Origin of the sequence: Paenibacillus xylaniclasticus, from assembly GCF_004001065.1 — a bacterium.
Taxonomy (GTDB): domain Bacteria; phylum Bacillota; class Bacilli; order Paenibacillales; family Paenibacillaceae; genus Paenibacillus_T; species Paenibacillus_T xylaniclasticus.
In genome coordinates this window covers 40,525-66,285 of record NZ_BIML01000011.1, presented here as the reverse complement: position 1 = coordinate 66,285, position 25,761 = coordinate 40,525, and the positions used below count along the sequence as shown (strand labels likewise).

The following is a 25,761-nucleotide window of genomic DNA, read 5'->3' as shown; positions in this document are numbered from 1 at the left end:
TGAACTGATTAAGCGAAACGCCTCAAAAAGCGTGAAACGATAAGGCAGCGCATTAGAAAAATGACGTTCGGATCAGCCGCTAATGCAGGCTTAGGAGACATGCTGCGAACGGTTTCCCATGATTGCCGAATCGCCGAGACGTTAAGATATGATGACACGAGAGGGTCGCGGCACAGCCTGCCGATCTCGTCTAACAGAAGCGGCCAATCCGGAATGATGCGGTGCATCCAGTCGGCTGCTTGGACGCCGCGAATCCGCTGATTAAGTCTTATCTGATCAGGTAAGTAGCCGGCGGTTGATCTTCGAATTAATGATCGGCTAATCCCGTTCTTCACGAATTGCTCCAGCGGAATCGACAAGCAGAAGCGAACGACACGTACATCTGCGGTCGGATCGCGCTCCCATATGCCGTATCGGGCCGACAGCTTGGCGCTTGACGTCCCTTGGAGATTAAAGACGGCAAGGTCATCGAAATATTGCTCACGTTCCTCTTGAAAGCCTGCGTGCGCTTCTTCAAGATAAGCCTTCTTATGCCGCAGACGGGTATAGACGTCTGTTCGCTGCGCGAAATCAGGATGAATCATCGCAGCGACGGGCATTGCCGACGCATCCGAGGACTTGAAGAACGGCAGCTGTGCAGCCGACGGAAAAGCTAATCGGCCGAGCATCGGGAACAGACGCGACCGCCTTATTCTCATCTGACGGCTGAACAGAGTGGCTTGCCTGTAGAACCGGAGTAAGGCAAAGCGTCTTAGCAGGTATGCGCAGTAGCTAGCCATCGATCCCCAGGAGATCGAGTTGTTGCCTCTAGCTCCTGTTAAGAGAATGCCGATGTCTTGGCGGCTAGCTTGCTCGTAGATGCCTTTGATCCAGAATGAATTCTCGAAAAACTTGTAAGGAGACTCCAAAATATCGAGCCAATCCTCTACTTCTGTCAGCGGGCTGCGGCCTTCGAAATCTAAGTAGCGGCTGTCAATGTTGCCGATATGCGCGACCGCATCCTCAATGTAAGATCGCTCATTCGGTGCCAGATTCGGTGCGGTCCAATCCTCGAAGCTCGGCACTGGAACGGAGCTGTACGTATACAATCGCTTGCCTTGGTTTTGCAGGGCGCGTGCGGCGAAGCTCGCTACGCTGCCGGAATCTAATCCGCCGCTTAACGTGGCGCCGACCTGCTTGCGGGTACGGAGCTTGGATGTGACCGCGCTGTGGAATATGTCACGGAACGCTTCCTCGTATTCTTGGTCCGAGCTAAGTCTAATCCGCTCCTTCGGGATGAACGTACTGTAGCGGTTAAGCGTCAGCCTGCCTTCTGATAAGGTGATGGAGTGACCAGGCGGCACTTGGTGAATATGGCGGTAGACGGTGGAGTGGGCGTCGCTGGAATCGATCGATAACGGAATGGCCAGAAATTCAGCCAACCAATTTTCATTTAAATGCTTTGGTATATAGGGAAGGGCGAATAAAGGCGACTGAAGGGAACAGAACGCGAACGCCTCTGGCCCATGGTAGTAATACAGCGTCCGGCTGCCGGCCAAGTCCCGAGCACCGAACATTTCATTCCGCTTCTCGTCCCACAGTATGAAGACGAAATCTCCGATTAGATGCTTAGGGGAGTCCTGTCCCCACTTCGTGTAGGCGAGCATAATTAGCTCGCTGTCTGTCATCCCATGACGAGCTTCAGCAGGAATGTGCAGTTTATTAAACAATTGCTCTCGGTTATCTAGTATGGCATCCGCTGCGATCGCCAGCTGCAGGCTGGCGTCGTAACGCGGCAGTATTTCGTTGACCGATTCGGGGGTTATCCATTGATTACGGCTGCCCAGAACAAGCTTCTTGGAATGCCAATATCGAATATCATCTGCGGGGCAGTGGCTGCATGCCTCTATCAGGCGAAGGACATGCTCCTTCAAGCCTGCTACATCCGGATCTTGTTCGGTTATAATGCCTGCTATAACGCTCATGGACGTCCTCCTGAACTAATGCAGCAGTTCATTTTATCTATGATACAATTTGTATCATTAAAATCATTATACAGCCCATTATGAAAAACGCAATCCCTCTTTTCATTCATGACGAATAAATTCGACTTTCGGAATATTTTAAAAGAATTCGAGCATTCCTCTCCTTTAGCCGAACGAGGCGTGTCGATATACTTGAGAACATAGAACAGCTGAGACTTCTACAGAAAATACTTGAGGGGTGAACAATACGATGAACCGTACCGCTAATGCGGCATCGAACACGGGCGCGCCGCTGGCGCCGCCGATTAAGAAACGGGGCTCATGGCTGAAACGATGGGATGCTCCAATCGCTGGCTACCTGTTCATTAGTCCATGGATCATTGGATTCTTCGGCCTGACGTTGTATCCGATGCTGCTTTCTCTCTATTATTCGTTCACGAACTACACGCTCATGGAAGACATCAAATGGGTCGGGTTCAAAAACTATGACCGGATCATTATGCACGATGACAAATTCCTGCAATCGATCAAAGTGACGTTCTTGTTCGTGCTCGGCTCCGTGCCGCTTAAGCTGATTGCTGCGCTGCTCGTAGCCATCGTGTTGAACCGCGCTGTACGAGGGATTTCCTTCTACCGCACGGCTATCTATTTTCCGTCGCTGATCGGCGGCAGCATCGCGGTATCGCTGCTGTGGCGCAACATTTTCGGCGTAGATGGATTCTTCAACAAAATGCTGGCATCGATCGGGATTGACGCTCCGGGCTGGATCACGAACCCGCACACAGCGCTCTGGTCGCTCATTATGCTGTCGGTATGGCAGTTCGGTTCGTCGATGGTTATTTTCCTCGCCGGCTTGAAGCAAATTCCGGCTGATCTGTACGAGGCGTCTTCGGTAGACGGCGCGAACAAGTTTACGCAGTTCTGGAAGGTTACGCTTCCTATGCTGTCGCCTACGATTTACTTCAACCTAATTATGGGTGTCATTAACGCATTCCAAATGTTTACCTCCGCTTACGTCATTACGAACGGCGGACCAATGAACTCGACTTATGTGTATGCGCTTTACCTGTATGAACGCGCATTCGGACGTTACCAGCTCGGCTACGCTTCCGCTCTTGCTTGGATTATGCTTGTGATGATCGTTATCGTAGCGGTGCTGATCTCCTGGTCGTCCAAGTACTGGGTATTCTATGAAAATGATACGGGAAGGGGCAAACGCAAATGATAACATCTAGATGGAAACAAGCGACCCGACACGTATTTATGATTATCTTCAGCTTGATTATGATTTACCCCGTCATCTGGTGGATTGGCGCAGCGTTCAAGACGAATGCCGATTTAAGTTCGCCGAATTTGTTCCCGAAGCAATGGCAGTGGAGCAACTTTACAGACGGCTGGAAATCGATTCCGGGTCATTCGTTTACCGACTTCTATATCAATACATTCGGTCTTGAACTCGCGGTGCTCGTGACGACGCTCGCATCCTGCTCGCTCGTCGCTTTCGGCTTCGGCCGTCTGGACTTCCCGCTCAAAAATTTATGGTTCTCAATGCTTATGATGACGATGATGCTACCGGGTCAAGTATTGATCATTCCGCAGTATGCGATGTTTCATCAATTCGGCTGGATCAATACGTACTGGCCGTTCATCGTGCCGCATGCATTGGCAGCCGGCGCGGGCGGTACATTCTTCGTCTTCCTGCTCATCCAATTCGTCCGCGGATTGCCGAAGGAGCTCGATGAGGCGGCGAAGATCGACGGTTGCTCCTGGTGGGGAATTTACTGGCGTGTCGTTCTGCCGCTGACGAAGCCGGCCTTGGTTACGGTTACGATTTTCTGCTTCCTCTGGAACTGGGACGACTTCCTCGGCCACCTGCTGTATATTAACTCGGTTGACAAGTATACGGTTGGCCTGGCGCTTCGGATGATTAACGATTCGCAGTCCGGTCTGCAATGGGGACAACTGCTTGCGATGTCGCTCGTGTCAATTGTTCCAGCGACGATCGTATTCAGCTTCCTGCAGAAGTATTTCGTAGAGGGGATTGCGACAACAGGTATTAAAGGCTAAGATGATAAGACGGCAAATTCGACGAGAAATCGCGAATTTGTCGTCTTTTTACACGTTAAGGGGGATATCCGTTGCGAAATCCGATCAAGAAATATAAGATTGATCGACTGTTCTTTATGAGCTTTGCCGGTCTCATTGCAGTCGTACTCGCTATAACTGTGTGGGCCAGCTACACGATATCGTCTCGGGAGCTCGTCTACTCCACTTCGGTCTATCAGCAGCGGCTGCTGGACGAGCTTAACAGCCAGCTGTCGGCACGTCTTGTGACGATTGAGCAAATTTCTTTGTCGACCTCGCGCGATGATGAGCTTGTCCGGTTTTTGTCGGGTCGTCAAGATCAATTTGAGCGTTACCGCAATTCCAAGGCAATCGAGGAGTCGCTTGCAACCTTGACCTATTCGATTCCGATTATTCACGGCATCGATCTGTACATGGACCGACCGTTCTACAGCGATTCGCAAAGCTATATTCAGTTTCGGGACCGCACTTCCGATGAAGCGGAGCAGCTTAATCAATTGCTGAAGAAGAACGATTTTGCATGGACCGGCGAGCATAGCATTAATAGCTTTCAAGGCAAAGTGGCCGTGCTGAGCTTCGCGCGTACGATTATGAATGAGGATAATAATAAAAATGTAGGCCTTCTTGTCGTCCATGTTAAAGCTGACAGCATTCGCTCGCTGCTCGCAGGACATTCAAGCGGAGTAAATCGGACCATTCTCGATGCATCAGGGGAGCAATTAATGGCGATCGGCAACGAGCCTGGTGAAGCACAGCTATCGGAATGGAAAGATAAGATGAAGGATAACTCCGGCAATTTTCGCATTCGGAAGCAGGAGGGGGGCGGAGGTTCGCTCATTGTGTACTCCCGTCTACCGGATTCGAACTGGATGCTGGTCGAAGTGACACCGTGGCACAAGCTTACGGCAGGCAGCTTTAAGCTGGCGATTGTTATCGGGTTGATCGGCGTTGGCGCGCTCGTGTTGTCGCTGTTCTTAACGCTCTGGCTGAGCAAGCAGTTTGCAAGGCCGCTCAAGCAGCTCGTCGAAGCGATGAACAGCTATCTGTTCGTCGGTCCGAAGCCGGAGCTTCCGCGCGACTATGAGAATGAGTTCGGCTATCTGTTCAACGGATACCGCAAGCAGAACGAGCGTATTGAGGAGCTGTACAAGTCGCTGCAGGTCCAATATGAGCAGCAGCGGCGCGCAGAGATTGAAGCGATGCAGGCTAACATTAATCCACATTTCCTCTATAATACGCTCGATCAATTGAACTGGATGGCGATAGCGGCGGGACACGATCGAATGAGCCGTATTTTGGAGCTGATGGGGCGCATGTTCCGGATCGGTTTGTCGCATGGCGAAAGCTTTATTACGATTGAGGATGAATTGAAGCATGTTGAATGTTATATGGAAATTCAACAGCTTCGGTGGGAAGAAGGGCTCACCTATTCGATTGAAGCTCCACAGGAGCTGCGGGCGTTGTATATTCCGAAGATGTCACTTCAGCCGTTCGTCGAGAATTCGATTATGCACGGCTTTCATGGACGAATGCACGGCCACATTACAATTCGTATCACACGGACGGACGACGCTAAAGTGTGCATTGTTATCGAAGACGACGGCTCCGGTATGCTGCCGAAATCGGATCGTCCGCCGTCAAGGCATACCGGGGGTTATGGCATACGAAATGTGAAGGAACGGTATGCTGCATATTTTGGCGAGCAGGCATCGATTGAATTATCGAATAGGGAGTCTGGAGGCACGGCAGTTGTCATCGTGCTGCCGGAATGGACATGCCGCCCGGATCAGAAAAGTCGGCTGTAAAATAGCGCTTTCATTTTCGTAATATATCGAAATAAATTGTGCATCTGTCTTATACTAACGTGCTTGTGCAATTGTTAAGATGGACATGTGCACAATAAAGCAAATTGGGGGAGCATGAAATGAAGATCAAATGGAAGCGTTCTCTAGCTGTTATGATGACTGTCGCACTGTCCGTCACGCTGGCTGCGTGCGGTGGATCCAAGGATAAAGAAACGGATACGGCGTCGGCTGACAGTTCGTCCAGCGACGGCAAAGTCAAACTGCGCATTATGTGGTGGGGCTCCCAACCGCGTCATGAAGCAACATTGAAGGCGCTTGAGCTGTACACCAAAAATAACCCTAACGTAACGTTCGAGCCGGAATACTCCGGTATGGACGGTTACCTCGATAAGCTGTCCACGCAAGCGGCAGCGAAAAATGCACCAGACATTTATCAGCTTGATCCGGGCTGGGTGTCCGATTGGCAAAAACGCGGTCAACTGGCTGAACTGACAGGTGTTGACGTAAGTAAAGTGGATCCGAAGGTGCTGTCGATCGGTCAATTCGACGGCAAGAACTATGCGGTACCGCTCGGTTCCGTAGCATACGGCATGATTTATGACAAAGCATCGCTTGAGAAAGCGGGCGCCACAGCTCCTCAGAACGGGTGGACGTGGGATGACTTCTTCGCACTGGCTGACTCTCTGAAAGGCAAGCTGCCGCAAGGGCAATACTTCACGAAAGACTATGCAGGCGACTACTTCGCATACAGCGCATATCAATATGCTGCAGGCAAAGGTACGGTCGTAACGGATGACGGCAAATTCAATATCGATCATGATACGTTCGTTGCATGGACAACGAAATTCGAGCAACTGCGCAAAGACGGCCTCGTGCCGCCGGCTGACCTGAACGCATCGGATAAAGAGTTCGATCCGACGGCTGACCTGATGGTAGCAGGTAAAATTTTGTTCCGTCTGTCGTTCTCGAACAACTACGCTTCTTGGGATAGCTTGAATCCAGGCGCATATGCACTCGTTACGATGCCGCGCGCTGCTGAAGCAGGCGGCTGGCTGAAACCTTCGATGTTCTTCGGCATCTCGCCGAACTCGAAAAATGCAGAGGAAGCGCAAAAATTCGTTAACTGGTTCCTCAACGATTCGGAAGTTGCTCAAATTCTCGGTACGCACCGCGGTATGCCAGTCAACACGGACATCGCAGCATCGATTGTTGATTCGCTCTCGGATGCGGACAAAATTGGTCTGGAGCTGCTTAACGCAACGCTGCCGGACGGTCAAACGTACACGACAGGCGCACCTGGCTGGACGAACTTTATCGATAAAGACTTCGCACTCGTTCGCGATGAGCTGAGCTTCGGTCGCGTGACGCCAGAAGAAGCGTTCAATAAGCTGAAATCGGCTGCGGAAGAGTACGAAAATCAATAATTTATAATCGAATATCGATTGCAATGTATGCCTCCGTAAATGCAAAGTCCTTCCGGATTTTGGATTTGCGGGGGCTTGTTGCATCATAAAGCAAGAAGTTTTGTGGTATGATGAGGCATACATTACGCGTTAAGCGGGACTTGAAGATAGGGCGGGAGTGCGGTATAGATGTGGAAAATTGTAATTATTGACGATGACCGGCAGGTGCTCCAGGGGATGAAGCAAGCCATTCCGTGGGACGAACTAAATGCAGAATGGGCCGGTGAAGCGATGAATGGCGTGGACGGTCTGGAAGTGATTCAGCGCGTTCAACCCGACATCGTCTTGACGGATATCTATATGCCTGTCATGAACGGGCTGGATATGATCGAGAGGCTGAGAGAAGCGAAGTTCGGCGGCAAAATCATTATTCTTAGCGGCTACTCGGATTTCGAGTATGCGCGTCAGGCGCTTCGTCTGGAGGTGGCTGACTACTTATCCAAGCCAGTCAGCTTAAGCACGCTCAAGGAAGTACTGGGCCGGGCGCTTGATCAGCTCGCTTCGGAGGAAGAAAGCCGCATTCGGCTGGATGAGCTGGAGCGTAAGCTGATGGCGTACGAGCCCTTCATTGAGAAGGAATGGGTGAAATCGGCTGTATCGGGTACGCTTGACCGTGCGTTCCGTTCCGATGAGCTGCTGCCGGAAGACTGCCGATACTGGAGGAATAGTTCGCACGCGGTTATCGGTATTGAGGTCGTCCGCGATGTACGCGCCAGTCAGCTGTCTTTATCGGATTGGAATCTGTTTCGATTCGCGATTGGCAATATCGTCAACGAAATTGTAAGTGAGTATACCGATCAATATGAATATATCGAGCTACACAGCACGAGGTCGGCACTTGTTCTGCATCCGCAGAAAGAGCTGACGGAGCGGGAGTCGGCGGAGCGGCTTGAGAAGGTCGGCAAGAAGCTGATCGATAGTATGAGGAATTATTTGAAGCTGATCATTCGAGTTGGAATCGGTAAGGTCAAATCCGATTGGCGGGATATTCCGGACTCGACGGAGGAAGCATTCCGCGCGATCGAGCTGAAGCGGCATCCGGTCAGTGGAGGATACGAGGTTTACACGAATATGTTCGGGTCATCTGCGGATGAAGGGTCATCTGCCGCGATGCGTCCGGTTAAGTTTTATTCTGAGCTGACAGGAGCGATGAAGACGTCACAGCAATCTCTGGCCAATGAGATTGTTGACGACTATATCGGCCGGCTGGAGAATATGCAGGATGTAACGCCGGATTATTTGCAACGAACAGCCAGTGAGCTGTGGGGGATACTCGCCTACAGCCTATATGATGTTGGTATGGTGCTTGACGACCTGTTCCGGGACGTTCACCTGCCAGAGGAGCTTGCCGGTCTGACTCGGCCCGCGCAGCTTGGCGAATGGCTGAAAAATAAAATCGCCGTCATCTGCACAAGTCGGGAATGGCGCGGCAACAGCAAGCACCGCCAAGCGGTTGATTTTATGATCCAATACATTCACGAGCATTACGCAGAGGATATGACGCTTGCCGATCTCGCGGACAAGGTATTTATATCGCGCAACTACTTATCGATTATATTCAAGAATATGACGGGGGAGACGTTCAATAACTACCTAACGCGCGTTCGGATCGAGAAAGCGAAGGAGCTGCTGATGGAGCGAAAGATGCTTGTATATGAAGTTGCAGAGCAGGTGGGCTACAAGAATGTTCCGTATTTCAGCACCCTGTTCAAGAAGTTTACGGGGATGAATCCTACGGAGCTTGTGAAGTAAACGCGCCTAGCGCGGGTTACTGTAAGATGATGAACAAATAGATACGGGAGGGATAATGATGAAGGATCGGCTGTCGCTTAGCACTTGGAGTGTACATCGGCTGCTTGGACGGAGCATCTGGACGGTATGGGATGAGGCGACCTCTAGACAAGTCATACATGTCGAGGATAAGAAACCGTCACTTACGTTGCTGGAGCTTCCGAGTGCGGCAGCAGATCGAGGATTTCATATCATGGAGTTGTGCCACTTTCATTTACCTGCGGTAGACGAGCCGTACATTACGCAGCTTAGAGAGGCATTCGAGGCAGCCGGTGTCACGCTGCATACTCTGTTGATCGATTACGGGGATCTCTCATCTCCCGATCCGGTCCGTCGTTCGTCCGACGAGGCGTTCATTCAAGGCTGGATTGACGTTGCCGCTCGGCTGGGAGCATCGGCCGTCAGAGTTGTCGCCGGCGAGCAGCCAGCGGGAGATACTGGAGCGATTGCTCGAAGCGCGGCATCTCTTCAGCGACTCTATCGATACGGACAGGACAACGGGGGCGTGAAGCTCGTGACCGAAAATTTTCGCGAGCTGACTTCGACGCTGTCAAGCTGGCAATCCGTAATGGCAGCAGCGGGAGGTAACGTGAAGACGATTGTTGATTTCGGGAACCTGCTGCCTGGGGAGAAGGCGGCGGCTATCGCCTACGGTGCCCCGATTGCTCATACGATTCATGCGAAGCCGGTCTACTTTGAGGACGGCTCGTTCGATGAACAGGAGCTGCGGCGCAGCTTGTCAATCGCAGCGGATAATGGCTGCACTGCACCGATATCCGTTATTTTTGACTCTGAGGGCGATGTGTGGGAAGGGATCGAGCGGATTGCCACCGTTATTCGTTCATAGAGAACGGCGCTGTCACTTCTCTGTTGGACGAATAGGCCGCCTCGGTTGAAGGTGCATCGCCGTCCACTACATTCAACGTACAGGCGTTTCACGCGAGTGATTCCCAACGCGCCCACAGCTCCGGCGGATTCAGCTCATACAGCTCCTTCTCTCGGAACATGAACTGGTGCATAATGAATTCCCGCCGAATCGTCGCATAGTCGTCGTGATACTGCCCGATATATTCGTTGATCTCTTTCTCCGTATACGATCGTCCCTTCTCCAGTCCGGAGACAAGATGCTCCAGCACGATCAGCTTCTTCTTCAACTGCGCTGGAATTTGTTTCAGCCTGCCTTCCTTCGTCATGAAGTTCCGGATAACCGAGTCCCGGAGCTTAGTCTGTTCTGCGTCCATCGCGTTTAATTCTCCTCTCGCATTCGCGCCTCTATAGATGAAGTCGACTGCAGCGACTGCGCTGCTCTTCAAGAAATAATGGTTAAGCGAGAAATATATCGTATTCTTCTCCCGGCGTTCATGAATTAAGCTTGCTTCCCTCAGCTTCGCAGCATGATGCGTGACGGTGGCCGGCGTAACGCCGAGCTTCTCCGAAAGCTCCAGTCCGTTACGTTCCCCGTCCGCCAACAGGACGAGCATCCGAAGTCTCGTTGCATCAGCTAACGCTTTATGATAACGAACGACTTTATCGAGCTGCATTTCAAGCTTCCCTCCTCACCTAATATTTAATTTAATGTATATCTAATTAGATGTTCGTTAAAATTAATATATACGAACCCCCAAGTATTGTCAATACCTGGGGATTAGAGGAGTATCATTCACGATCATCCGCCTACTTCAACTGACTCGATACACTGTCGAGGATCGCAGTAATGCGAGTCTCGTATCCTACTATTTTCTTCTGTCTATCCGCCAGTTCACGCAGCAAATTACCGAGCGTTGTTAACGACTTCTTCGCGCTTGCGGCATCATTGGTTCGCAGGGCATACAGTAGATCGCTCCATTCTGCCGATTTCTGCTTATTAAGCTGGCTGACCGCCGAGCGCTCGGGCGTAATCCGCTGCTCTTCCTTCTTAATTGCATCCAGCTGGCTCCTCAGCCGCTTCATAGCGGCGCTCGCCGACGATTTGGCCGTCTTCAGCTCTGCCTCTGCGCTGGCGATGTCCGCCTTGGCTGCTTTGACGGAAATTTCAAGCAAATCTTTCTGAAGCTGGGCAGCTGCCGTGAGCTCTTTGACGCCAAGCTTCTTGGCCGCCTTCAGCTCGGCTGTTGCAGCGGCATAACGGTTGAATAATGGCTGGTAACGGTCTTTCGTCTGCTGTACCTTGATGGCAAGCTGTTCGATCTTCACCTTGTCGATCGATGAGATGCGCTTGCGCAGCGCCGACTCATACTCATCGTTCTGCTTGCTGGTCGCTTTCAGCTTGGCATCGCGAGCTGCGTTCTCGCTCTGTAACTGAAGGAAATCGTCGTACAGCGACTGCAGCTTCGATGCATTGGTTTGTGTAGAAGCCGCCTTGATGCGGTCGAACTGCTTCATTGATGTCGACGACAGCTGATAAATGGCGGCATGGACGGATGGCATCGGCAGAAGGGCGGATACAATACCGATTGCCGCAAGCGCCGTGCATAGCAACCGAAGCTTGCTTAACATGCGGTGGCTGGACATCATTCTACCTCCTATGCTCGTATTCATAGCAATTTCCGATCGTATAGACGCAAAGAAGCACCCTTCAAACCGGCCGAAATCGACCTGCTTGAAGGGTGCTTCCCTATCGCAACAACGCGTAAATTGCATATGTGCTTTTAACTATAACGCGTTTTTTTGAATTTTGTCAAGATTTTGCACATCTGATCGTTGGTTACTTCAGTTTTAAACTTTAATAGATTTTTATACGGTCGTTTCATCAAAATTTGGTATAATCCCATAATAGGATCGTATTTAACGGTTCATTCCTAGCATTTCGTACCTGTAAATGATAGGATAGACTAGCTAGGTTAATTAGGAGAAATATGGAGGAATAATCAGCGTGAAATTACATGCAGCGAAATGGATTATGACCCCAATGCTGGCAGCGGCGCTGCTGCTTGCTCCTGCAGCTGGCACAGTGTCAACCGTACATGCCGCAGCGCAGACTAAGACGGGTTCTGCTGCTGCGGAGCAGACGCCAATTTCAGTTGTGCTCGACGGTAAGACGCTGAAGCTGAGTCAGCCGCCTTATGTGGTGGGGGGTACGACGCTTGTGCCGATGAAACCGATTTTCGACGCACTTGGCGCCAGTGTGACATGGATTCAAAGCACGAAGACCATCATTGCGCGCAAAGGCTCGACCACGATTTCATTGCAGGTCGGAGCGAAGACGGCGGTCGTGAACGGATCAAGTGTGAAGCTGGACGTTCCGGTTCAAGTGAAGAACGGTACAACCTTCGTGCCGCTTCGAGTCGTGGGCGAGACGTTCTCCGCAGAAGTGAAATGGAATGCTGAGAAGCGGCAAATCGTCATTCGATCCTCAGAAGCGATTCGCAAGGCCGAGCAGGAAAAGCGGGAACAGGATCGCAAGAACAGCATTCTGACGACGAGCCAGAATGTGGAGCTCAACGATCAGAAGGTCGTCATGATTACGACTGACATCGGTCAGGGCAGCGGCGTTGTAATTGGTGAGCGGGAGATACTGACCAACTATCATGTCATGAATGAAGCCCAATCGGCTGATGTAATTACGTTATATGGCAGGACGTTCGAGGTGGAAGGCGTCGTTGTCGCTAACGAGAAGACGGACCTTGCGGTTATTCGGACCAAATCCCCGCTTCGTATCGATCCGGTCGAAATATCTTGGTCGTTCGATCTGAACAAAGGCGATCCGGTCCTTGCAATCGGCAGTCCGCTTGGTATGCAGAACACGGCAACTGAAGGGATTGTCAGCAACATTTTCTTTGAGGGCGGCGTTCAATATATTCAAGTTAGCGCACCGATTGATCACGGCAGCTCCGGCGGAGGCTTGTTCGATCAATATGGCAAGCTGATCGGCATTACGACCTCCGGACTGGATGACACGAATATGGATGCCAACTTTGCTGTAGCGGCATATAACATCTGGGATATCGTCGGGGAACTGGAAGATAATCCTGATGCTGTGCCTGCGTTCATTAAGTCGAAGCTTCCAGATACGCTGGATAACTTGTCTGATGAACAGCTTGCGAAGTTTATGAACGATAACTACAGCAGCATTGCGACATCGTATGAGGTGGCGAATCTTGGCAAGTGGAACGTGACGTCTGGCTTTGACGGCTGGATTACGATGGAGACGTCCATCGATTATTCGTTCTACACGGTCTACGGCGAGAAGTCGAAGTCTCAGCTTGGCGAGTGGGCGCTGCTGACCGGCTATGACATTCGTACGCGGTTGACCGATAAGACGGTTCGGATCATTATTAACTTCGATCGTGTTGTCGATTTCGAGCCTCGCGGCTATAAGCAGGGAGAAGTGACGAGAACGGAAGACGGCAAATGGCGCATTAAGTATCCGATATTGAACTACCAAGGCAATGCGAATTCAGCGTTGCTGGACGTTCGTTAGCAATTATATGGATTTTTCGGGAGGGGCTGCTAGAGCAGCTCCTTTTTTTGCAGGAATTGAGCCTTGTTGCAGATCGAAATGTGCTGCTTATCTGCATAACTGCATGAAGTGCAGTTCAAAGCGCGAAGAAGGCTGGACAGAGAACAAGCCATTGTTTTCTGTCCAACCTGTTGAGACTACAGCCGCTTCATTATAGGTAAGCTATGAGATGCGCGTCCGGAAGCCGAATAGATTCAAAAATTTTTTCTTTCCTTGGTGACGCTGGGAGCGGGGAGTGAAGAAAGGCGAAGATAGATCGGAGCCGAGGGAGCTTGTATTCGCAAACCGCTCGGGTCTTGCATCGGCTGCTGCATTTGCTAATGAACTGGATACATAGCGGTCTGGATTAAACGGATTAACCCCCTCGCCAGGATCTAACCCATCTTCGTCGTCATCTTCGTCATCCATTAGTCCCATCACTTCCATTGCGAGCGTCATCAAGTCGGCGGAGCCTGTCTCATGACTGATCGGCTTTATACTTCCGCTCGGCTGGACTTCAGTACCTGGCGCCGCTTCGATCACAGCGGGGATGATAGGAACAGGTGAAGCGACCTCTTGCCGCTCAACCGGCTCATCGGCGGCGAACGAAGCAGTAGGTTCGACTGACGATGAATCCGGCTGAGGATAAGCGCGTTCAACAGCAACAGCGTCAACAGCGTCAACAGCGTCGACAGACTCAGCCGTCACTTGTGATGAAGAATTACCTTCAGAGGCTGCTGCCAGCTGCTCTTGATCTGATGCAGCGTTAGGGGCAGCAGCTGCTTTCGCGTCCTGGCTCGATTGTACGATCGTTTCGCTCAGCTTCGTCTTGGCGATTGTCGACGCGGCATTTGCCTCCAGCTGTGCGCGGGCAGCCTGTACTTGGATTAAGTAAACCTCGAATTCATCGAGCCTGGCGGACAGTCGTTCGCTATATTGCTTCAGCTCTTGTATCATTCCATACAGCAGCTTCATAGAAAGCTTAGGAGGCTGATCGGCGTTCAACGGTTCCTTCTTCGTCTCGTTCTGATGCGTCCACTCCGACATTACCGGCTCCTTCTCCGTCCATTCACGTTCCAACACGGCAAGGCCTCCTTCAGCGATATTCGAGGCAGCTCTCGAATGAGTGCCTCTTGGGCTTGTCCATATCGTATCGCAATCGACAAGGAAAGGCTGTCGAAGCTTGTTGTCGGCTCTTTAGAACATTTGCGGCACCAATTGGGAATAGACGTCCTCTCTTCTATTTCACGCACGAAAAATGGTACAATAGCGCTTGACACGTATTTTTGAACGATGAGAGAGGATTTTGTACGTTATGAATATCGTATTGGCGACGCTTAATGCCAAGTATATACACACCTCATTGGCGCTTCGCTGCTTGAAGGCGTTCGCGGTGAAAGATTTTCCGAATATCGAGATTGCAGAATACACGATCAAGGACCCGGCGATGAACATCGTATCGGATCTATTCGCCCGGCGTCCGGACGTCGTCGGCTTCTCCTGCTATATTTGGAATATTGAAGAGACGATCATCGTGATCGATATGCTGCGTAAAGTATTGCCTGAGGTGAAGATTGTGCTCGGAGGCCCGGAGGTCAGCTACGATACCGAGTTCTGGATGGAGCGCATCCCGCAGGTCGATTTTATCGTTGTGGGCGAAGGGGAGGAGACGTTCCATCATTTGCTGCAAGAGCTTGCGGGCACGCGCAAATATCATCTTGTCTTCGGCCTAGCTTACCGCAAAGAACGGGACGGGATGAGCGAGATTATCGTGAACCCTGGTCGGCCGAAGCTTGATCTGGCGACGCTGCCGTCGCCGCATCGGTTCGCCGAGGACATCCCGTCACTCGGCAACCGCGTCGTCTATTTTGAGACGAGCCGCGGCTGTCCGTTTAGCTGTCAGTTCTGCTTGTCGAGCATCGAAGTTGGTGTCCGCTATTTCGATATTGAGCGGACGAAGGCGGATATTATTTATTTGATCGATCAAGGTGCGAAGCTGATCAAGTTCGTTGACCGGACGTTCAATATTAAACGCGATTACGCGCTGGAGATGTTCCGGTTTCTGATCGAGAACCATCGCGGCTGCGTGTTCCAATTCGAGATAACGGCCGATATTATGCGTCCCGAGGTGCTTGATTATTTAGCGGAGCATGCGCCTCCAGGCATTTTCCGGTTCGAGATCGGTGTGCAATCGACGAATGACATTACGAACGAGGCGGTCAAGCGCCGTCAGAACTTTACGAAGCTGACGCGCACCGTTATGAAGGTGAAGGAATCGGGCAAGATTGACCAGCATCTTGATCTGATCGCCGGATTGCCGCATGAAGACTATGATACGTTCCGCAAGACGTTTAATGACGTGTTCGCACTTCGTCCGGAGGAGCTGCAGCTCGGTTTTCTGAAGATGCTTCGCGGCACGGGCATGCGCATCGACGCAGAGAAGTACGGCTACACCTATATGGAGCGTGCGCCTTACGAAATTCTCGGCAACGATCTGCTGCCATTCTCGGATATTGTGCGGATTAAGCGGGTCGAGGATGTGCTGGAGAAATATTGGAATGCCCACCGGATGGACCATACGCTGCTGTATCTCGTCGAGCGTGTATTTCCGTCGCCGTTCGACTTCTTCCAATCGTTCGGCGATTATTGGGAGGAGCGCGGCTGGCAGCGGATTGGCCACCAGCTGGAGGATCTGTTCTCCCGGCTGTGGTCGTTCCTGAGCGAATGCGGGGCGGAAGCGTCCGAAGGGCGTCTCGATCTTGAGGTCACGCTTGGGCTCATGAAGCTCGATTATTTCCTTCAACACAAATATAAGCCGCGCAAAATATGGTGGGATTTCGCTATGGACAAGGCGGAGTGGAGCGGCTGGATGAGAAGGCTGTCCGAGCGACCGCAGGACGTCTCGGGTGGATTCGCTGCTCTCGGTCTTGCGGATAAGGAGCTGCACAAGCACGCTGTTATCGACCGCGTTCCGTTCGATCTGGAGCGGTATTGGTCAGTGCGGGAGATCGATAAGACGTCAGATTCGCTCATCGTCATGATTTATCAAGGCGAGACGGCGGCTGGCAAGCCTTATGCGCTTCGCATCGGCCGGGGCGAGTCGTCGCTTGCGCCGCACTCGGTAACGGAGTAAAAAACAGGAGCTGTCCTATTGGAACAGCTCCTAATCTTATTCGGTTATGGGGCGCAAATACAGACCTTCCGTCGTGCATATATTTTGTACTAGAGGTTTACTCTTTGCAGCTTCTCCGAAGTACACCCCGCATACAAGGTCATTACACCAAACTATAATTGATAAGTCATTCATAATGAAGCATACCCAAATTTTACCTCGTAAAGCTAATTTCAAAACACTTGCCAGTTTCTTTGCGTCAGTCACACAAACTAAATCCTCGGTTTTAAATTCATTGAAGTAAGATGGATCTTGAGAATCTTCTAATTGTAATGACGCATCTTCTTCTGAATGGATGGAGCTTTCAACTATCGTTTCACCATAGACCCATAATTTTGATATTACCGCAAGGAATTTATTTTCTTCCGATTTGTAAGAATCGTTATTTCCACTATTGCTGTAATAGAGCTCCATTTGCGAATACTTGTCGAAGTCATGAACTAAATGCGGAAAACGATCAATGAAATAGAAGTTCTCCGGATAATTGTTCTGAAAGTCTTCCATACTTTCGATAAGTGTGTTCTCACTGTTGATGCCTGGATCTTTGTAGAACCAATTATCATTTAGCACAATGTTCTTGTATCTCATATTCGCGCACCCTTCAACATTTACTTACTTAATACTTTACCGTTCTCATCCAAAGATGCAACTCGATCTCCAGATTTATTTTTAAGTTTCCATTTTCGCCCACCATGTCCAGCAGTATCTTTTTCGATTGTCCATCCAGTTTTGGGTTCCTTATAGGCTACTTTGCCATTTACCTTATCCGTAAATTTGTCGAGGATGACATTATCATTCTCGTCCTTGAGTGATTTGGGAATAGCTTTTATTGCTTCAGCTCTTTCTTTTTCTAGTTCCATTACGATAATTAGAACGGTAGCAGAAGCTTTTGGAGTCACAGCAGATACTCCGCTAAATGAGATTCCAGACAACAATACAAAACTAGCACATACCGCAAGAATAAACCTTTTCACTAAATTCCGGGAAATTAGTAATGATTCTGTTCGGTCTTCTCACGGTATTTGGCGACTTTAGGATCAGACCCTAGGTTTTCTTCTCGTATAATTGCCGATGTCGAGCATGACTTCTCGCCGCCAGGAGCCTTTGGCCAGCTCAGCCGCGCCGAAGCATATAACGGCATACAGGCATAGAATCAATATATCGTGAAGCACCGTTTCGACAATCATGCCGCCGATTGTTTCGCGCATCATGCTAATGGCATGCGTGAATGGCATGTACGGACTGATCGCCTGGAAGAACGGGGACGTCGTGCTGACGGGAAACGTTGCGCCGGAGCTTGACATTTGCAACACGAGCAGAATCATCGCGATGCCGTTGCCGACTTGTCCGAACATAGAGCGCAGCGTGAAGATGATGATGACGAACACGAAGCTAATGAATATGCTGCTGAGCACGAAGCTGGCCGGATTGGCAGCTTGAACGTGAAGCAGGAGCAGAATGCCTGCCGCAGCGATTAGCGCTTGAAACTGGCCGATCGTGATAAAAGTCAGCAGCCTGCCGAAGTAGAGCTGATATTTGCGATATTCCTGCCTCGGATTCGTTACCTCAACGGGCAGAGCGGTGGTCAGAATAGTGCCCCCTACCCAGAGAGCCAGCATCAGATAGAGCGGCGTCATGGCTGTGCCGTAGTTCGGAATCGGATAGATTCGTTTCGTCTCCAGCTTGATCGGATCAGCCAAGAATCGGCTGCCCGCCTCCGGGTCGTGCTGCAGGAAGGCGATTAAATCCTCTAAACTTACGTCTCCGCTCTCGAACCTGCGTATCCGGTCAGCTGCCGTTTTGATGCTGCGCTCGAAGGAGGGGAGCTCGTTACGCGCCAAGTTCGCTGTCTTCTGTACGAACGATTCGACGACGGGAAGCTTGTCCTCAATGAGCGTTGAAGCCTGATTAATGTCCGCTTCCAGCACCGGCAGACCGTTCTGGACGAAATCGGCCGCTTGAGCGATTCGCTGCTCCAGCGCGGGCAGCTCATCTTGGACGAAGGATGCGGCGTTATCCATTCCTTGAACGAGGCTTGTTACTTTGTTGTGAAGATCGGTATGAATCGACTGGATTTGGTCCTGTAGAGGCGCGAGCTCATCTTCCAGCGCAGCGAGCTGCTTCACGCTGTCTGGCAGTTCCTCTTGTGCCCCGGCTTCCGCAGTGGCATCGTCGATTGTTTGCTTTATTTGGGTCTTAATGGCGCTTAGCTGTGTTCCGATTCGGGCAATAAGCTCGACGGCTTGCCGAATGTTCGTCATATGATCGCGAAGAGACATTATGCCCTCGCCAGCCTCCTTGACTAGAGCAAAGCTTGCTTGCACCTTCAGCATACTGTCGGCTGCCTGGTGAAGCTCCGATACGCGCTGCTGTAGTGCAATTACTTTGTTCGCCTTCTGCCGCAGCTCCGGGAGCTTCTTCTCCAAGGCAATCGCGGCATGGCCCATCTGCTCGATTTGCGGGAGCGCTTGCTCTAGCGCCAAGATGCCTGCTGCTGCTTTCTGGATGGAGGGCAACTGCTGCCCCAGCTCAATTCCTGCCGCTTGAAAGGTTGAGAGCAGGGCGCCGGCAACCGTCTCTGTGAACGATTCGCTAATCTGGGACGTAACGGCGGTGACACCTGATGTTGCGATTTTGGGCGTTACTGCATTCAGCTTCTCATTCACAGCGAATTCGATTACCGGCTGCTGAGGCTGCTCCTCCAATATGCTGGCCAGCTTCTGGGAGAAATCGGCCGGTATGAGCATATAAGCGTAATAGTCTCCGTGCTCGACTCCTCGTTTGGCCTCCTGGCGGTCGACGAACGTCCAGCCAAGCTTCCGGTTTTCGCTTAAGCTCTGCACCGTTTGTTGGCCGATGTTGACATCCTTGCCTTGTAGGGAGGTACCGGTATCCTCATTCGCGACAGCGACTTGAATGCCGGACGTATTGTTGTACGGGTCCCAGACTGCCTTAATGTTGACCCAAGCGTAAGCGGAAGGCAGCAGCATTAATCCGGCGACAAGAACGGCGAGGGAGCGGGATTTGAACATGCTGCGAACATCAGCCCAATAAATCCGTATGAGATTGTGCATCATCGGCCCCCTTATGATTGGATGGAGTTGTCCGCGGTTCTATTGTTTTCCCGATGATGTCTGCTTAACCGTCTAATTTGAGCGCCTGCAAAAAAAAAACAGCGGATGCCGCGCTTTAGGCGGTATCCGCTGTGTAGTATCGATCGATTCAATAACGATGGATGTGTTAAATTAGGGGGACAGCTTATCGTGCGCCGGGCTGAAACATCTCCATCAGTTCACCGTTAGGACCGAAGAAGAAGAAGTAGCGTCCGCCATCAGGCAGCGTCGTAATTTCCGTATCTTGCAGAGGTATCTGCAGCTCCTTGATTCGAGCGAATTCTGCTTCGACATCGTCGACCGTGAACGCGAGATGATGCACTTTGCCTTCCGCTGGCAGCTCGCTGTTAAAGCCCTCGATCAGTTCGATCTCAGTATCTTCTTGACCTGCGAAGGCCAGGAAGGCGAGGCGGATAACGCCGTTCGAATGCGTCATCGTCTTACGATGCTCCATACCAAGCACCTTCGTATAAAATTCAACGGATTGCTCAATGTTGCTTACCATGACTCCGACATGCTCAAATTTACGAATAGCCATAATAACATCTCCAAATCATATAAAGTTGTAAAAACTCATTAAGCGACCGGCGTTCCGTTCGGAACCGGCTCGTCTGGCAGGAGCAGCGTGACGTCGCCTTCACTAGGAACGCCGCCGAGGATGAGCACCTCGGATACGTAGCCTGCAATACGGCGGGATGGGAAATTAACGATCGCCGCTGCCTGACGTCCGACGAGAGATTCCGGCGAATATCGGCGTGTAATTTGGGCGCTGGAACGTTTGATGCCAAGCTCCCCGAAATCGATCACAAGCTTAATGGCGGGCTTGCGAGCTTCGGGAAATGGGGAAGCCTCTACGATGGTGCCGATTCGAATGTCCAGCTAATGTAGATCATCTATTGCGGCCATTGCCGTTATGATTTAGCAATCCTCCAAGCTTTATTTGCGGCTTCGCTCTATCGAGATCAGATAAGGAGCGGCAGGCTTTTGCAGCATTCGGTATATAACCGCTTGTCCTGCTGACTGCGGCAGCGCCGCCGCCCATCGGACGACGGTGTCGGCTTCTTCTTCTCCTCCGGGATGACCGGGGTAGAGGACGCATGTTATTACGCCGCCCGGCCTCAGCAGGGAGAGCGCCGATTCCAGCGCGGCGATTGAGCTGTCTGGCTGCGTAATGACGGAAGGATCGGCACCGGGCAGATAACCTAAGTTGAACATAACAGCTGCGACTTTGCCCGAATGGGCGGGGAGGACATGCTCGCCCATTCGCTCATGGCTGTCCAGCACAAGCCGAATATCCGGCAGCTGCTCAGTCTCCAATGCAGCCAGGCGGCTGCGGGTGGCATCGAGCGCAGATTGCTGTATGTCGAACGCATAGACCGTTCCGCGCCGGCCAACCAGCTCTGCAAGGAAGCGAGTATCGACGCCGTTACCGGCTGTTGCATCAATTACCGTATCGCCGGACGATACCCGCTCGCGCACCCATTGATGAGCGGTGCTTAATACCGATAGAAACCCCATCTTACGATCTCCCTTCCCAGAGGCGGCCCTGCCACGTATTGCGGCGGGACAGCTCCGCATCGATCCCATTGAGCACAGCCCATTTGTTCATGCTCCACATCGGTCCGATCAGCAGCTCGCGCGGCGCGTCGCCGGTTAGACGGTGAATAATCATCTCCGGCGGGAGCAGCTCCAAGGAGTCGACGATCAGCTTAATATATTCATCCTGTTCCAAGAACTGCAGCAGCCCATCTTCATACTGCTTCACCATAGGCGTCTTGCGCATGAGATGAAGTAGATGGATTTTGATGCCTTGAACGTCCATTCGAGCAACCGCGCGCAAAGTATCCATCATCATCTCATGCGTTTCTTGCGGCAGGCCGTATATGATATGCGTACATACGCGAATGCCGCGCGCACGGAGCCGGCGAACGGCATCCTCATAACAGGCTGTATCATGCGCTCGGTTAATAAGCGTCGATGTTGATTCGTGAATCGTCTGCAGCCCCATCTCCAGCCATAGATAGGTCCGTTCGTTCAGCTCGGCTAAATAGTCGATGACGTCGTCCGGCAGGCAGTCTGGCCGCGTCGCGATCGATAGACCGACGACTCCAGGCTGCTCCAGAATGACCTCATAATATTCCCGCAGCTCGTCGACAGGAGCGTAAGTGTTCGTATAGGCTTGGAAGTAGCCGATATACTTCGCATTCGGCCATTTCAGATGCTGGCGGTCGCGAATGGTGTTGAATTGCGTGACCAGATCGTCCCGTCTCCGGCCGGCGAAGTCGCCTGAGCCTCTTGCGCTGCAGAATGTACAGCCGCCCTTCGCGATCGAGCCGTCACGGTTCGGACAGGTGAAGCCGGCATCGAGCATGACTTTAAATATTTTCTCGCCGAATTGCTCCCGCATCTCGTAATTCCACGTATGAAACCGTTTGTCACCCCATAGTATAGGAGGCCCGGGCACTGCGGCGCTGCTTGCTAACGTCATAAGAGCTCCTTCTCATTGATCTCGATCGTTCCTTAAAGTAAACGCTAATGTTCATTGTAACGAATATCGGGTGGAATTGCCATGCGCGTTCACGGGAAAATAGAGGTCAAGGTTTGGAAAAAATAGTAGCCCGATCGGCGCGAGCCTCTTGCTATACCTTACATGATGTGTTATATTAAAAGTGCGACAAATCAACGAAAAAATCCTACATTAATCTGACACAACGCATGAAATAGATTGTCGATTTTCTGGAAATATTATTGAAAAAATCGATGAGGTGATGCGTAATGAATCAAGAGCTGAAGATTCCGCACGGCGAAGACAAAGTAAAGGTTGAATTGACGCTGAAAGAATTGATGGTGCTGGCAGGCACACGTTTTCCTAATAACCATGTGATTGAAGTAAGCGCTCGCAAGAAGCTGAACGAAGCGCTGGAGCAGGCGTACGAGATCGAAACAGGCGCCCGGGATTCTTCTTCAATCGGATTTATGAACTAAGCGCAATTATGAAGACCATACGAGGACAGTTACGTGCCAATCGGCCGGACTGTCCTTCTTTTTGGTTCCAAACTCTTTACTTTCAGGTTGTTCTTCGTCACAATAGGGACTAGTTTTGATGTGTGGAGGACGAATAGAATATGCGGTTACGCGGAAGAAAAGGAATACTTGAAAGCTTGGAAAGCCAGCCTGAGCTTGTCGTGCTGGACGGTGCGAAATATAAAGGGCGTTGGCGCGAGTTCTTCGGCAATGACAACCCGATTTATGTCGAGCTCGGTATGGGCAAAGGCCAATTTATTAGTACGATGAGCTTCCGGAATCCGGAAATCAATTACATCGGCGTGGACATGTATGACGAGCTTGTTCGACGCGCCAGTGAGAAAGCCCGTCGGATCTGGTCGGAGAGAGGAGTCGACTCCCCTCCGAACCTGGCGCTGCTGCGCGCAAATATTGAGGGTATCGAGGATATTTTTGCTGAGGGAGAATTGGAACGCATCTATTTGAATTTCAGCGATCCATGGCCGAAGGCCAAGCATGCGCGCCGTCGACTGACGCATCCTCGCTTCGTTGGTAAATATATCGAGGCGTTGAATGACCGCGGCGAAATTCATTTTAAGACCGATTCGCAGTCGTTGTTCGAATTCTCGCTCAACAGCTTTGCCGATATGGAGCTCTTGACGCGCAACATTTCGCTTAATCTGCACAAGGACGGATTGCGCGACGATCTGGTGCCGACGGAATACGAGATGAAATTTTATGAGCGCGGTCAGAACATTCACCGAATTGAAGTGCTCGTCGGTGAGCAAGCGATAGCATCGTGGCGCAGCGCGAAACGCGAAGCTGCGGCTGCGGAAGCGGCCAAAGAGGCAAAACGTTTGAAAGACGGGCTAATCGGCGAAGATGGCGAAGACAAGGATGAGGATGACGGCCAGTAGAACAAGCTGCAGGTAGCTGCTTGTTGTATTTCTTCAAATATGATAATCGACGGACCGCTGCGCTTGATGCGAGCGGTCTTTTATTATATCGAATTCCGCGTTCGTTCGGTGCTGGTCGTTTTACATTTCGCGGTGAATGGTAAAGATGTTATGGAGGTACATGGAATCCGTCGCGGGATGTGTTATCCGGGCGGCTGCTGTCGCAATTTCTGGATGTGTAAAGCCTTCCGCACGGGAATGAGGTTTCACCGTTTTGTCACAAGAGGGGGCATAAGGAACGGAACTTAACGGTTCGTTCATTCGTTATTCAGTACGTAAGCATTAAAAACGACGCAAATGGATGAAAATAAGGGGGAAGCAAGCGTAATATGGGGGAATGCTCATATTCCGACGTGGTGAAAGCGTTTTTCCAATCGAGAACGAGCGATTTGACGTTTATTCGGTTTTTGACAAAGCGGTCTATAAAGCGCAAAATTCACTAAGGCCGAATATGAGCTGTCACAGAGTTACCGCATAACCGTGTTGCAGGTCACAATGCCAAATAAATAACAGAGAGAAAAAAGAAAAAGAGAAAAAGAGATTGTATTAAAATTGGGGTCTCAAGGGGGCAAAACAATTCATGATTAATGTGTTGGTGATGGCGTTTCAGGTGTTCCTGGCGTTCGTCGGCGTCTATCAGTTTGTGCTGGCACTGTTCGGGATTTACCACAAAAAAACGAAGCGCCGTCATGAGCCGAAGAAGTCGTTCGCTGTACTCGTCGCCGCTCATAACGAGGAGCAGGTTGTAGGCGCGCTGATCGAGAATTTGCTGAAGCTGGACTATCCCAAGGAGCTATATGACATCTTTGTCATTTGCGACAACTGTACGGATGGAACGGCGGATATCGCCCGCAGCTACGGCGTACATGCCTGCGTAAGGAATAATACGACGCTGCGCGGTAAAGGCTATGCTATTGAGTGGATGCTGAAAGAGCTGTGGAGCATGCCGCGCCAATATGACGCTGTCGTCATGTTCGATGCGGACAATTTGTGCAACAGTGACTTCCTGCATCTGATGAATGACGATCTGTGTGATGGTCATCAAGTTATTCAAGGCTATCTGGATACGAAAAATCCTAACGATTCATGGGTGACAGCCGCATACGGCATTACGTACTGGTATTGCAACCGTCTGTGGCAGCTATCCCGTCGTAATTTGAAGATGGCCAACTTTCTCGGCGGTACGGGCATGTGCTTTGATTCTAAGCTGCTGAGGGAGATGGGCTGGGGCGCGACAAGCCTTGTAGAAGACTTGGAGTTCACTATGCGCTGCATTAAGCGCGGTGTTCATCCGGTATTGAACTATGATGCCAAAGTGTATGACGAGAAGCCGGTTTCGTTCCGAGCATCTGCACGTCAGCGGCTTCGCTGGATGCAGGGCCATTTCAACGTAGCACGCAACTACTTCTTCCCGCTGCTATGGGCAAGCATTAAAGAACGCGACTTCGTCAAGTTCGATGCAGCGCTGTATTCCATCTCGGTATACAACACGTTCATCGGATTCTTGATGACGTTCATGCTGTGGGGAGACAATCTTATTCCGGCGGATAACATATTCGCCTCGATATACGAGTATATGCCTTGGTGGGCGGCAGCAGTTGCGATAACCGCATCGGTCGTGATGTTCCCGCTGGCGCTAATTCTTGAGAACGTCCGTAACTGGCGGATGTATGCTCATCTGCTAACGCTGCCGTTCTTCCTTCTGTCGTGGTGGCCGATTACGTTCTACGCGTTCTTCACGCAGAACAATAAGCAGTGGAGCCACACCCAGCATACGCGCGTTATCCGGCTGGAAGAAGTACAGAGCAAACAGGGCTAGTGCTTCTAGGAAGAAAATTGTTGACGGTCGGCTCGTAGTTATGCTATAGTAATCCGGTAGCAGTAAAACTTATCGCTTTAAGAAGAGGCACCCGCTTCTCACCTGAACGGCAACGAGCCGACTGGTTATGCGACCAATTCAACATGAAGCAC

Annotated in this window: 22 protein-coding genes; 11 read left to right on the top strand and 11 right to left on the bottom strand. The window is 51.1% G+C overall.

All coding sequences use genetic code 11. The features are described from left to right. Window positions 1-8 precede the first annotated feature (8 nt). A complete protein-coding gene (locus tag PXY01_RS13535) occupies window positions 9-1,964 on the bottom strand; it encodes an asparagine synthase-related protein (RefSeq protein ID WP_127570550.1) in 1,956 nt (651 codons plus the stop codon). Between the two features lie 250 nt (window positions 1,965-2,214). On the opposite strand from PXY01_RS13535, the gene PXY01_RS13530 reads away from it, so the two are divergent. The 6 genes from PXY01_RS13530 to PXY01_RS13505 all read left to right on the top strand — a co-directional run bounded on the left by PXY01_RS13530 (window position 2,215) and on the right by PXY01_RS13505 (window position 9,955). Continuing rightward, window positions 2,215-3,189 (top strand): carbohydrate ABC transporter permease, encoded by a 975-nt coding sequence (locus PXY01_RS13530; protein WP_127570549.1) that lies wholly within the window; start codon window positions 2,215-2,217, stop codon window positions 3,187-3,189. Next, window positions 3,186-4,031, top strand: a complete 846-nt coding sequence (locus PXY01_RS13525; RefSeq protein WP_127570548.1) for a carbohydrate ABC transporter permease — start codon at window positions 3,186-3,188, stop codon at window positions 4,029-4,031. Before PXY01_RS13530 ends, PXY01_RS13525 begins: the two co-directional genes overlap by 4 nt. Before the next feature lie 71 nt (window positions 4,032-4,102). Further along, a complete protein-coding gene (locus tag PXY01_RS13520; protein WP_127570547.1) occupies window positions 4,103-5,854 on the top strand; it encodes a sensor histidine kinase in 1,752 nt (583 codons plus the stop codon). Window positions 5,855-5,973: 119 nt separating this feature from the next. Beyond that, window positions 5,974-7,278: an ABC transporter substrate-binding protein gene (locus PXY01_RS13515; RefSeq protein ID WP_127570546.1), complete on the top strand. Its 1,305-nt coding sequence runs from the start codon at window positions 5,974-5,976 to the stop codon at window positions 7,276-7,278. Window positions 7,279-7,446: 168 nt separating this feature from the next. Beyond that, window positions 7,447-9,069 (top strand): response regulator transcription factor, encoded by a 1,623-nt coding sequence (locus PXY01_RS13510; RefSeq protein WP_127570545.1) that lies wholly within the window; start codon window positions 7,447-7,449, stop codon window positions 9,067-9,069. 55 nt (window positions 9,070-9,124) lie between these two features. After that, the gene (locus tag PXY01_RS13505) at window positions 9,125-9,955 is read left to right on the top strand and encodes a sugar phosphate isomerase/epimerase family protein (RefSeq protein WP_127570544.1); all 831 of its coding nucleotides are present in this window, start codon (window positions 9,125-9,127) and stop codon (window positions 9,953-9,955) included. An 88-nt stretch (window positions 9,956-10,043) separates the two neighbouring features. Here the strand turns inward: PXY01_RS13505 and PXY01_RS13500 are convergent, their stop codons facing one another. Both PXY01_RS13500 and PXY01_RS13495 read right to left on the bottom strand, forming a co-directional pair. Continuing rightward, complete coding sequence (locus PXY01_RS13500) at window positions 10,044-10,649, bottom strand: DUF2087 domain-containing protein (protein ID WP_127570543.1); 606 nt, start codon at window positions 10,647-10,649, stop codon at window positions 10,044-10,046. A gap of 133 nt (window positions 10,650-10,782) precedes the next feature. Further along, entirely contained in the window at window positions 10,783-11,619 is an 837-nt protein-coding gene (locus PXY01_RS13495; protein WP_246027925.1) for a hypothetical protein, read from the bottom strand. Window positions 11,620-11,980: 361 nt separating this feature from the next. Between PXY01_RS13495 and PXY01_RS13490 the strand changes: the two genes are divergently transcribed. Further along, the gene (locus tag PXY01_RS13490) at window positions 11,981-13,528 is read left to right on the top strand and encodes a stalk domain-containing protein (protein WP_127570542.1); all 1,548 of its coding nucleotides are present in this window, start codon (window positions 11,981-11,983) and stop codon (window positions 13,526-13,528) included. Between the two features lie 201 nt (window positions 13,529-13,729). Here PXY01_RS13490 and PXY01_RS13485 read toward each other — a convergent pair whose 3' ends face one another. Continuing rightward, a complete protein-coding gene (locus PXY01_RS13485) occupies window positions 13,730-14,629 on the bottom strand; it encodes a hypothetical protein (RefSeq protein ID WP_127570541.1) in 900 nt (299 codons plus the stop codon). 232 nt (window positions 14,630-14,861) lie between these two features. Between PXY01_RS13485 and PXY01_RS13480 the strand changes: the two genes are divergently transcribed. After that, on the top strand, window positions 14,862-16,679 hold the full coding sequence (locus tag PXY01_RS13480) for a B12-binding domain-containing radical SAM protein (RefSeq protein ID WP_127570540.1): 1,818 nt from the start codon (window positions 14,862-14,864) through the stop codon (window positions 16,677-16,679). A gap of 36 nt (window positions 16,680-16,715) precedes the next feature. Here PXY01_RS13480 and PXY01_RS13475 read toward each other — a convergent pair whose 3' ends face one another. The 7 genes from PXY01_RS13475 to mnmL all read right to left on the bottom strand — a co-directional run bounded on the left by PXY01_RS13475 (window position 16,716) and on the right by mnmL (window position 22,319). Next, window positions 16,716-17,306: a hypothetical protein gene (locus PXY01_RS13475; protein WP_127570539.1), complete on the bottom strand. Its 591-nt coding sequence runs from the start codon at window positions 17,304-17,306 to the stop codon at window positions 16,716-16,718. A gap of 20 nt (window positions 17,307-17,326) precedes the next feature. Next, window positions 17,327-17,617: a hypothetical protein gene (locus PXY01_RS13470; protein ID WP_127570538.1), complete on the bottom strand. Its 291-nt coding sequence runs from the start codon at window positions 17,615-17,617 to the stop codon at window positions 17,327-17,329. 138 nt (window positions 17,618-17,755) lie between these two features. Next, window positions 17,756-19,792: a YhgE/Pip domain-containing protein gene (locus PXY01_RS13465; protein ID WP_164744416.1), complete on the bottom strand. Its 2,037-nt coding sequence runs from the start codon at window positions 19,790-19,792 to the stop codon at window positions 17,756-17,758. A 184-nt stretch (window positions 19,793-19,976) separates the two neighbouring features. Continuing rightward, entirely contained in the window at window positions 19,977-20,369 is a 393-nt protein-coding gene (locus PXY01_RS13460; RefSeq protein ID WP_127570536.1) for a VOC family protein, read from the bottom strand. A 38-nt stretch (window positions 20,370-20,407) separates the two neighbouring features. After that, complete coding sequence (locus PXY01_RS13455) at window positions 20,408-20,710, bottom strand: tRNA-binding protein (RefSeq protein ID WP_246027927.1); 303 nt, start codon at window positions 20,708-20,710, stop codon at window positions 20,408-20,410. Between the two features lie 57 nt (window positions 20,711-20,767). Continuing rightward, window positions 20,768-21,349 (bottom strand): tRNA 5-(aminomethyl)-2-thiouridylate-methyltransferase MnmM, encoded by a 582-nt coding sequence (gene mnmM / locus PXY01_RS13450; RefSeq protein ID WP_127570535.1) that lies wholly within the window; start codon window positions 21,347-21,349, stop codon window positions 20,768-20,770. A gap of 1 nt (window position 21,350) precedes the next feature. Continuing rightward, on the bottom strand, window positions 21,351-22,319 hold the full coding sequence (mnmL, locus tag PXY01_RS13445) for a tRNA modification radical SAM protein MnmL/YtqA (protein ID WP_127570534.1): 969 nt from the start codon (window positions 22,317-22,319) through the stop codon (window positions 21,351-21,353). 287 nt (window positions 22,320-22,606) lie between these two features. Between mnmL and PXY01_RS13440 the strand changes: the two genes are divergently transcribed. From PXY01_RS13440 to PXY01_RS13430, 3 genes are all read left to right on the top strand, one after another. Beyond that, window positions 22,607-22,816: a hypothetical protein gene (locus PXY01_RS13440; RefSeq protein WP_127570533.1), complete on the top strand. Its 210-nt coding sequence runs from the start codon at window positions 22,607-22,609 to the stop codon at window positions 22,814-22,816. A gap of 140 nt (window positions 22,817-22,956) precedes the next feature. After that, a complete protein-coding gene (gene trmB, locus PXY01_RS13435) occupies window positions 22,957-23,751 on the top strand; it encodes a tRNA (guanosine(46)-N7)-methyltransferase TrmB (protein ID WP_127570532.1) in 795 nt (264 codons plus the stop codon). 619 nt (window positions 23,752-24,370) lie between these two features. Beyond that, complete coding sequence (locus PXY01_RS13430) at window positions 24,371-25,609, top strand: glycosyltransferase family 2 protein (protein WP_127570531.1); 1,239 nt, start codon at window positions 24,371-24,373, stop codon at window positions 25,607-25,609. The last annotated feature ends 152 nt before the right edge of the window (window positions 25,610-25,761 follow it).

Bases quoted from the DNA above. Each gene is read 5' to 3' on its own strand.
- mnmM (WP_127570535.1), bottom strand. From the start codon at position 21,349: ATGGGGTTTCTATCGGTATTAAGCACCGCTCATCAATGGGTGCGCGAG.
- PXY01_RS13460 (WP_127570536.1), bottom strand. From the start codon at position 20,369: ATGGCTATTCGTAAATTTGAGCATGTCGGAGTCATGGTAAGCAACATT.
- PXY01_RS13525 (WP_127570548.1), top strand. From the start codon at position 3,186: ATGATAACATCTAGATGGAAACAAGCGACCCGACACGTATTTATGATT.
- PXY01_RS13440 (WP_127570533.1), top strand. From the start codon at position 22,607: ATGAATCAAGAGCTGAAGATTCCGCACGGCGAAGACAAAGTAAAGGTT.
- PXY01_RS13480 (WP_127570540.1), top strand. From the start codon at position 14,862: ATGAATATCGTATTGGCGACGCTTAATGCCAAGTATATACACACCTCA.
- PXY01_RS13465 (WP_164744416.1), bottom strand. From the start codon at position 19,792: ATGCACAATCTCATACGGATTTATTGGGCTGATGTTCGCAGCATGTTC.
- PXY01_RS13430 (WP_127570531.1), top strand. From the start codon at position 24,371: ATGATTAATGTGTTGGTGATGGCGTTTCAGGTGTTCCTGGCGTTCGTC.
- PXY01_RS13495 (WP_246027925.1), bottom strand. From the start codon at position 11,619: ATGTCCAGCCACCGCATGTTAAGCAAGCTTCGGTTGCTATGCACGGCG.
- mnmL (WP_127570534.1), bottom strand. From the start codon at position 22,319: ATGACGTTAGCAAGCAGCGCCGCAGTGCCCGGGCCTCCTATACTATGG.
- PXY01_RS13475 (WP_127570539.1), bottom strand. From the start codon at position 17,306: ATGAGATACAAGAACATTGTGCTAAATGATAATTGGTTCTACAAAGAT.
- PXY01_RS13500 (WP_127570543.1), bottom strand. From the start codon at position 10,649: ATGCAGCTCGATAAAGTCGTTCGTTATCATAAAGCGTTAGCTGATGCA.
- PXY01_RS13515 (WP_127570546.1), top strand. From the start codon at position 5,974: ATGAAGATCAAATGGAAGCGTTCTCTAGCTGTTATGATGACTGTCGCA.
- PXY01_RS13530 (WP_127570549.1), top strand. From the start codon at position 2,215: ATGAACCGTACCGCTAATGCGGCATCGAACACGGGCGCGCCGCTGGCG.
- PXY01_RS13510 (WP_127570545.1), top strand. From the start codon at position 7,447: ATGTGGAAAATTGTAATTATTGACGATGACCGGCAGGTGCTCCAGGGG.
- PXY01_RS13505 (WP_127570544.1), top strand. From the start codon at position 9,125: ATGATGAAGGATCGGCTGTCGCTTAGCACTTGGAGTGTACATCGGCTG.
- PXY01_RS13535 (WP_127570550.1), bottom strand. From the start codon at position 1,964: ATGAGCGTTATAGCAGGCATTATAACCGAACAAGATCCGGATGTAGCA.
- trmB (WP_127570532.1), top strand. From the start codon at position 22,957: ATGCGGTTACGCGGAAGAAAAGGAATACTTGAAAGCTTGGAAAGCCAG.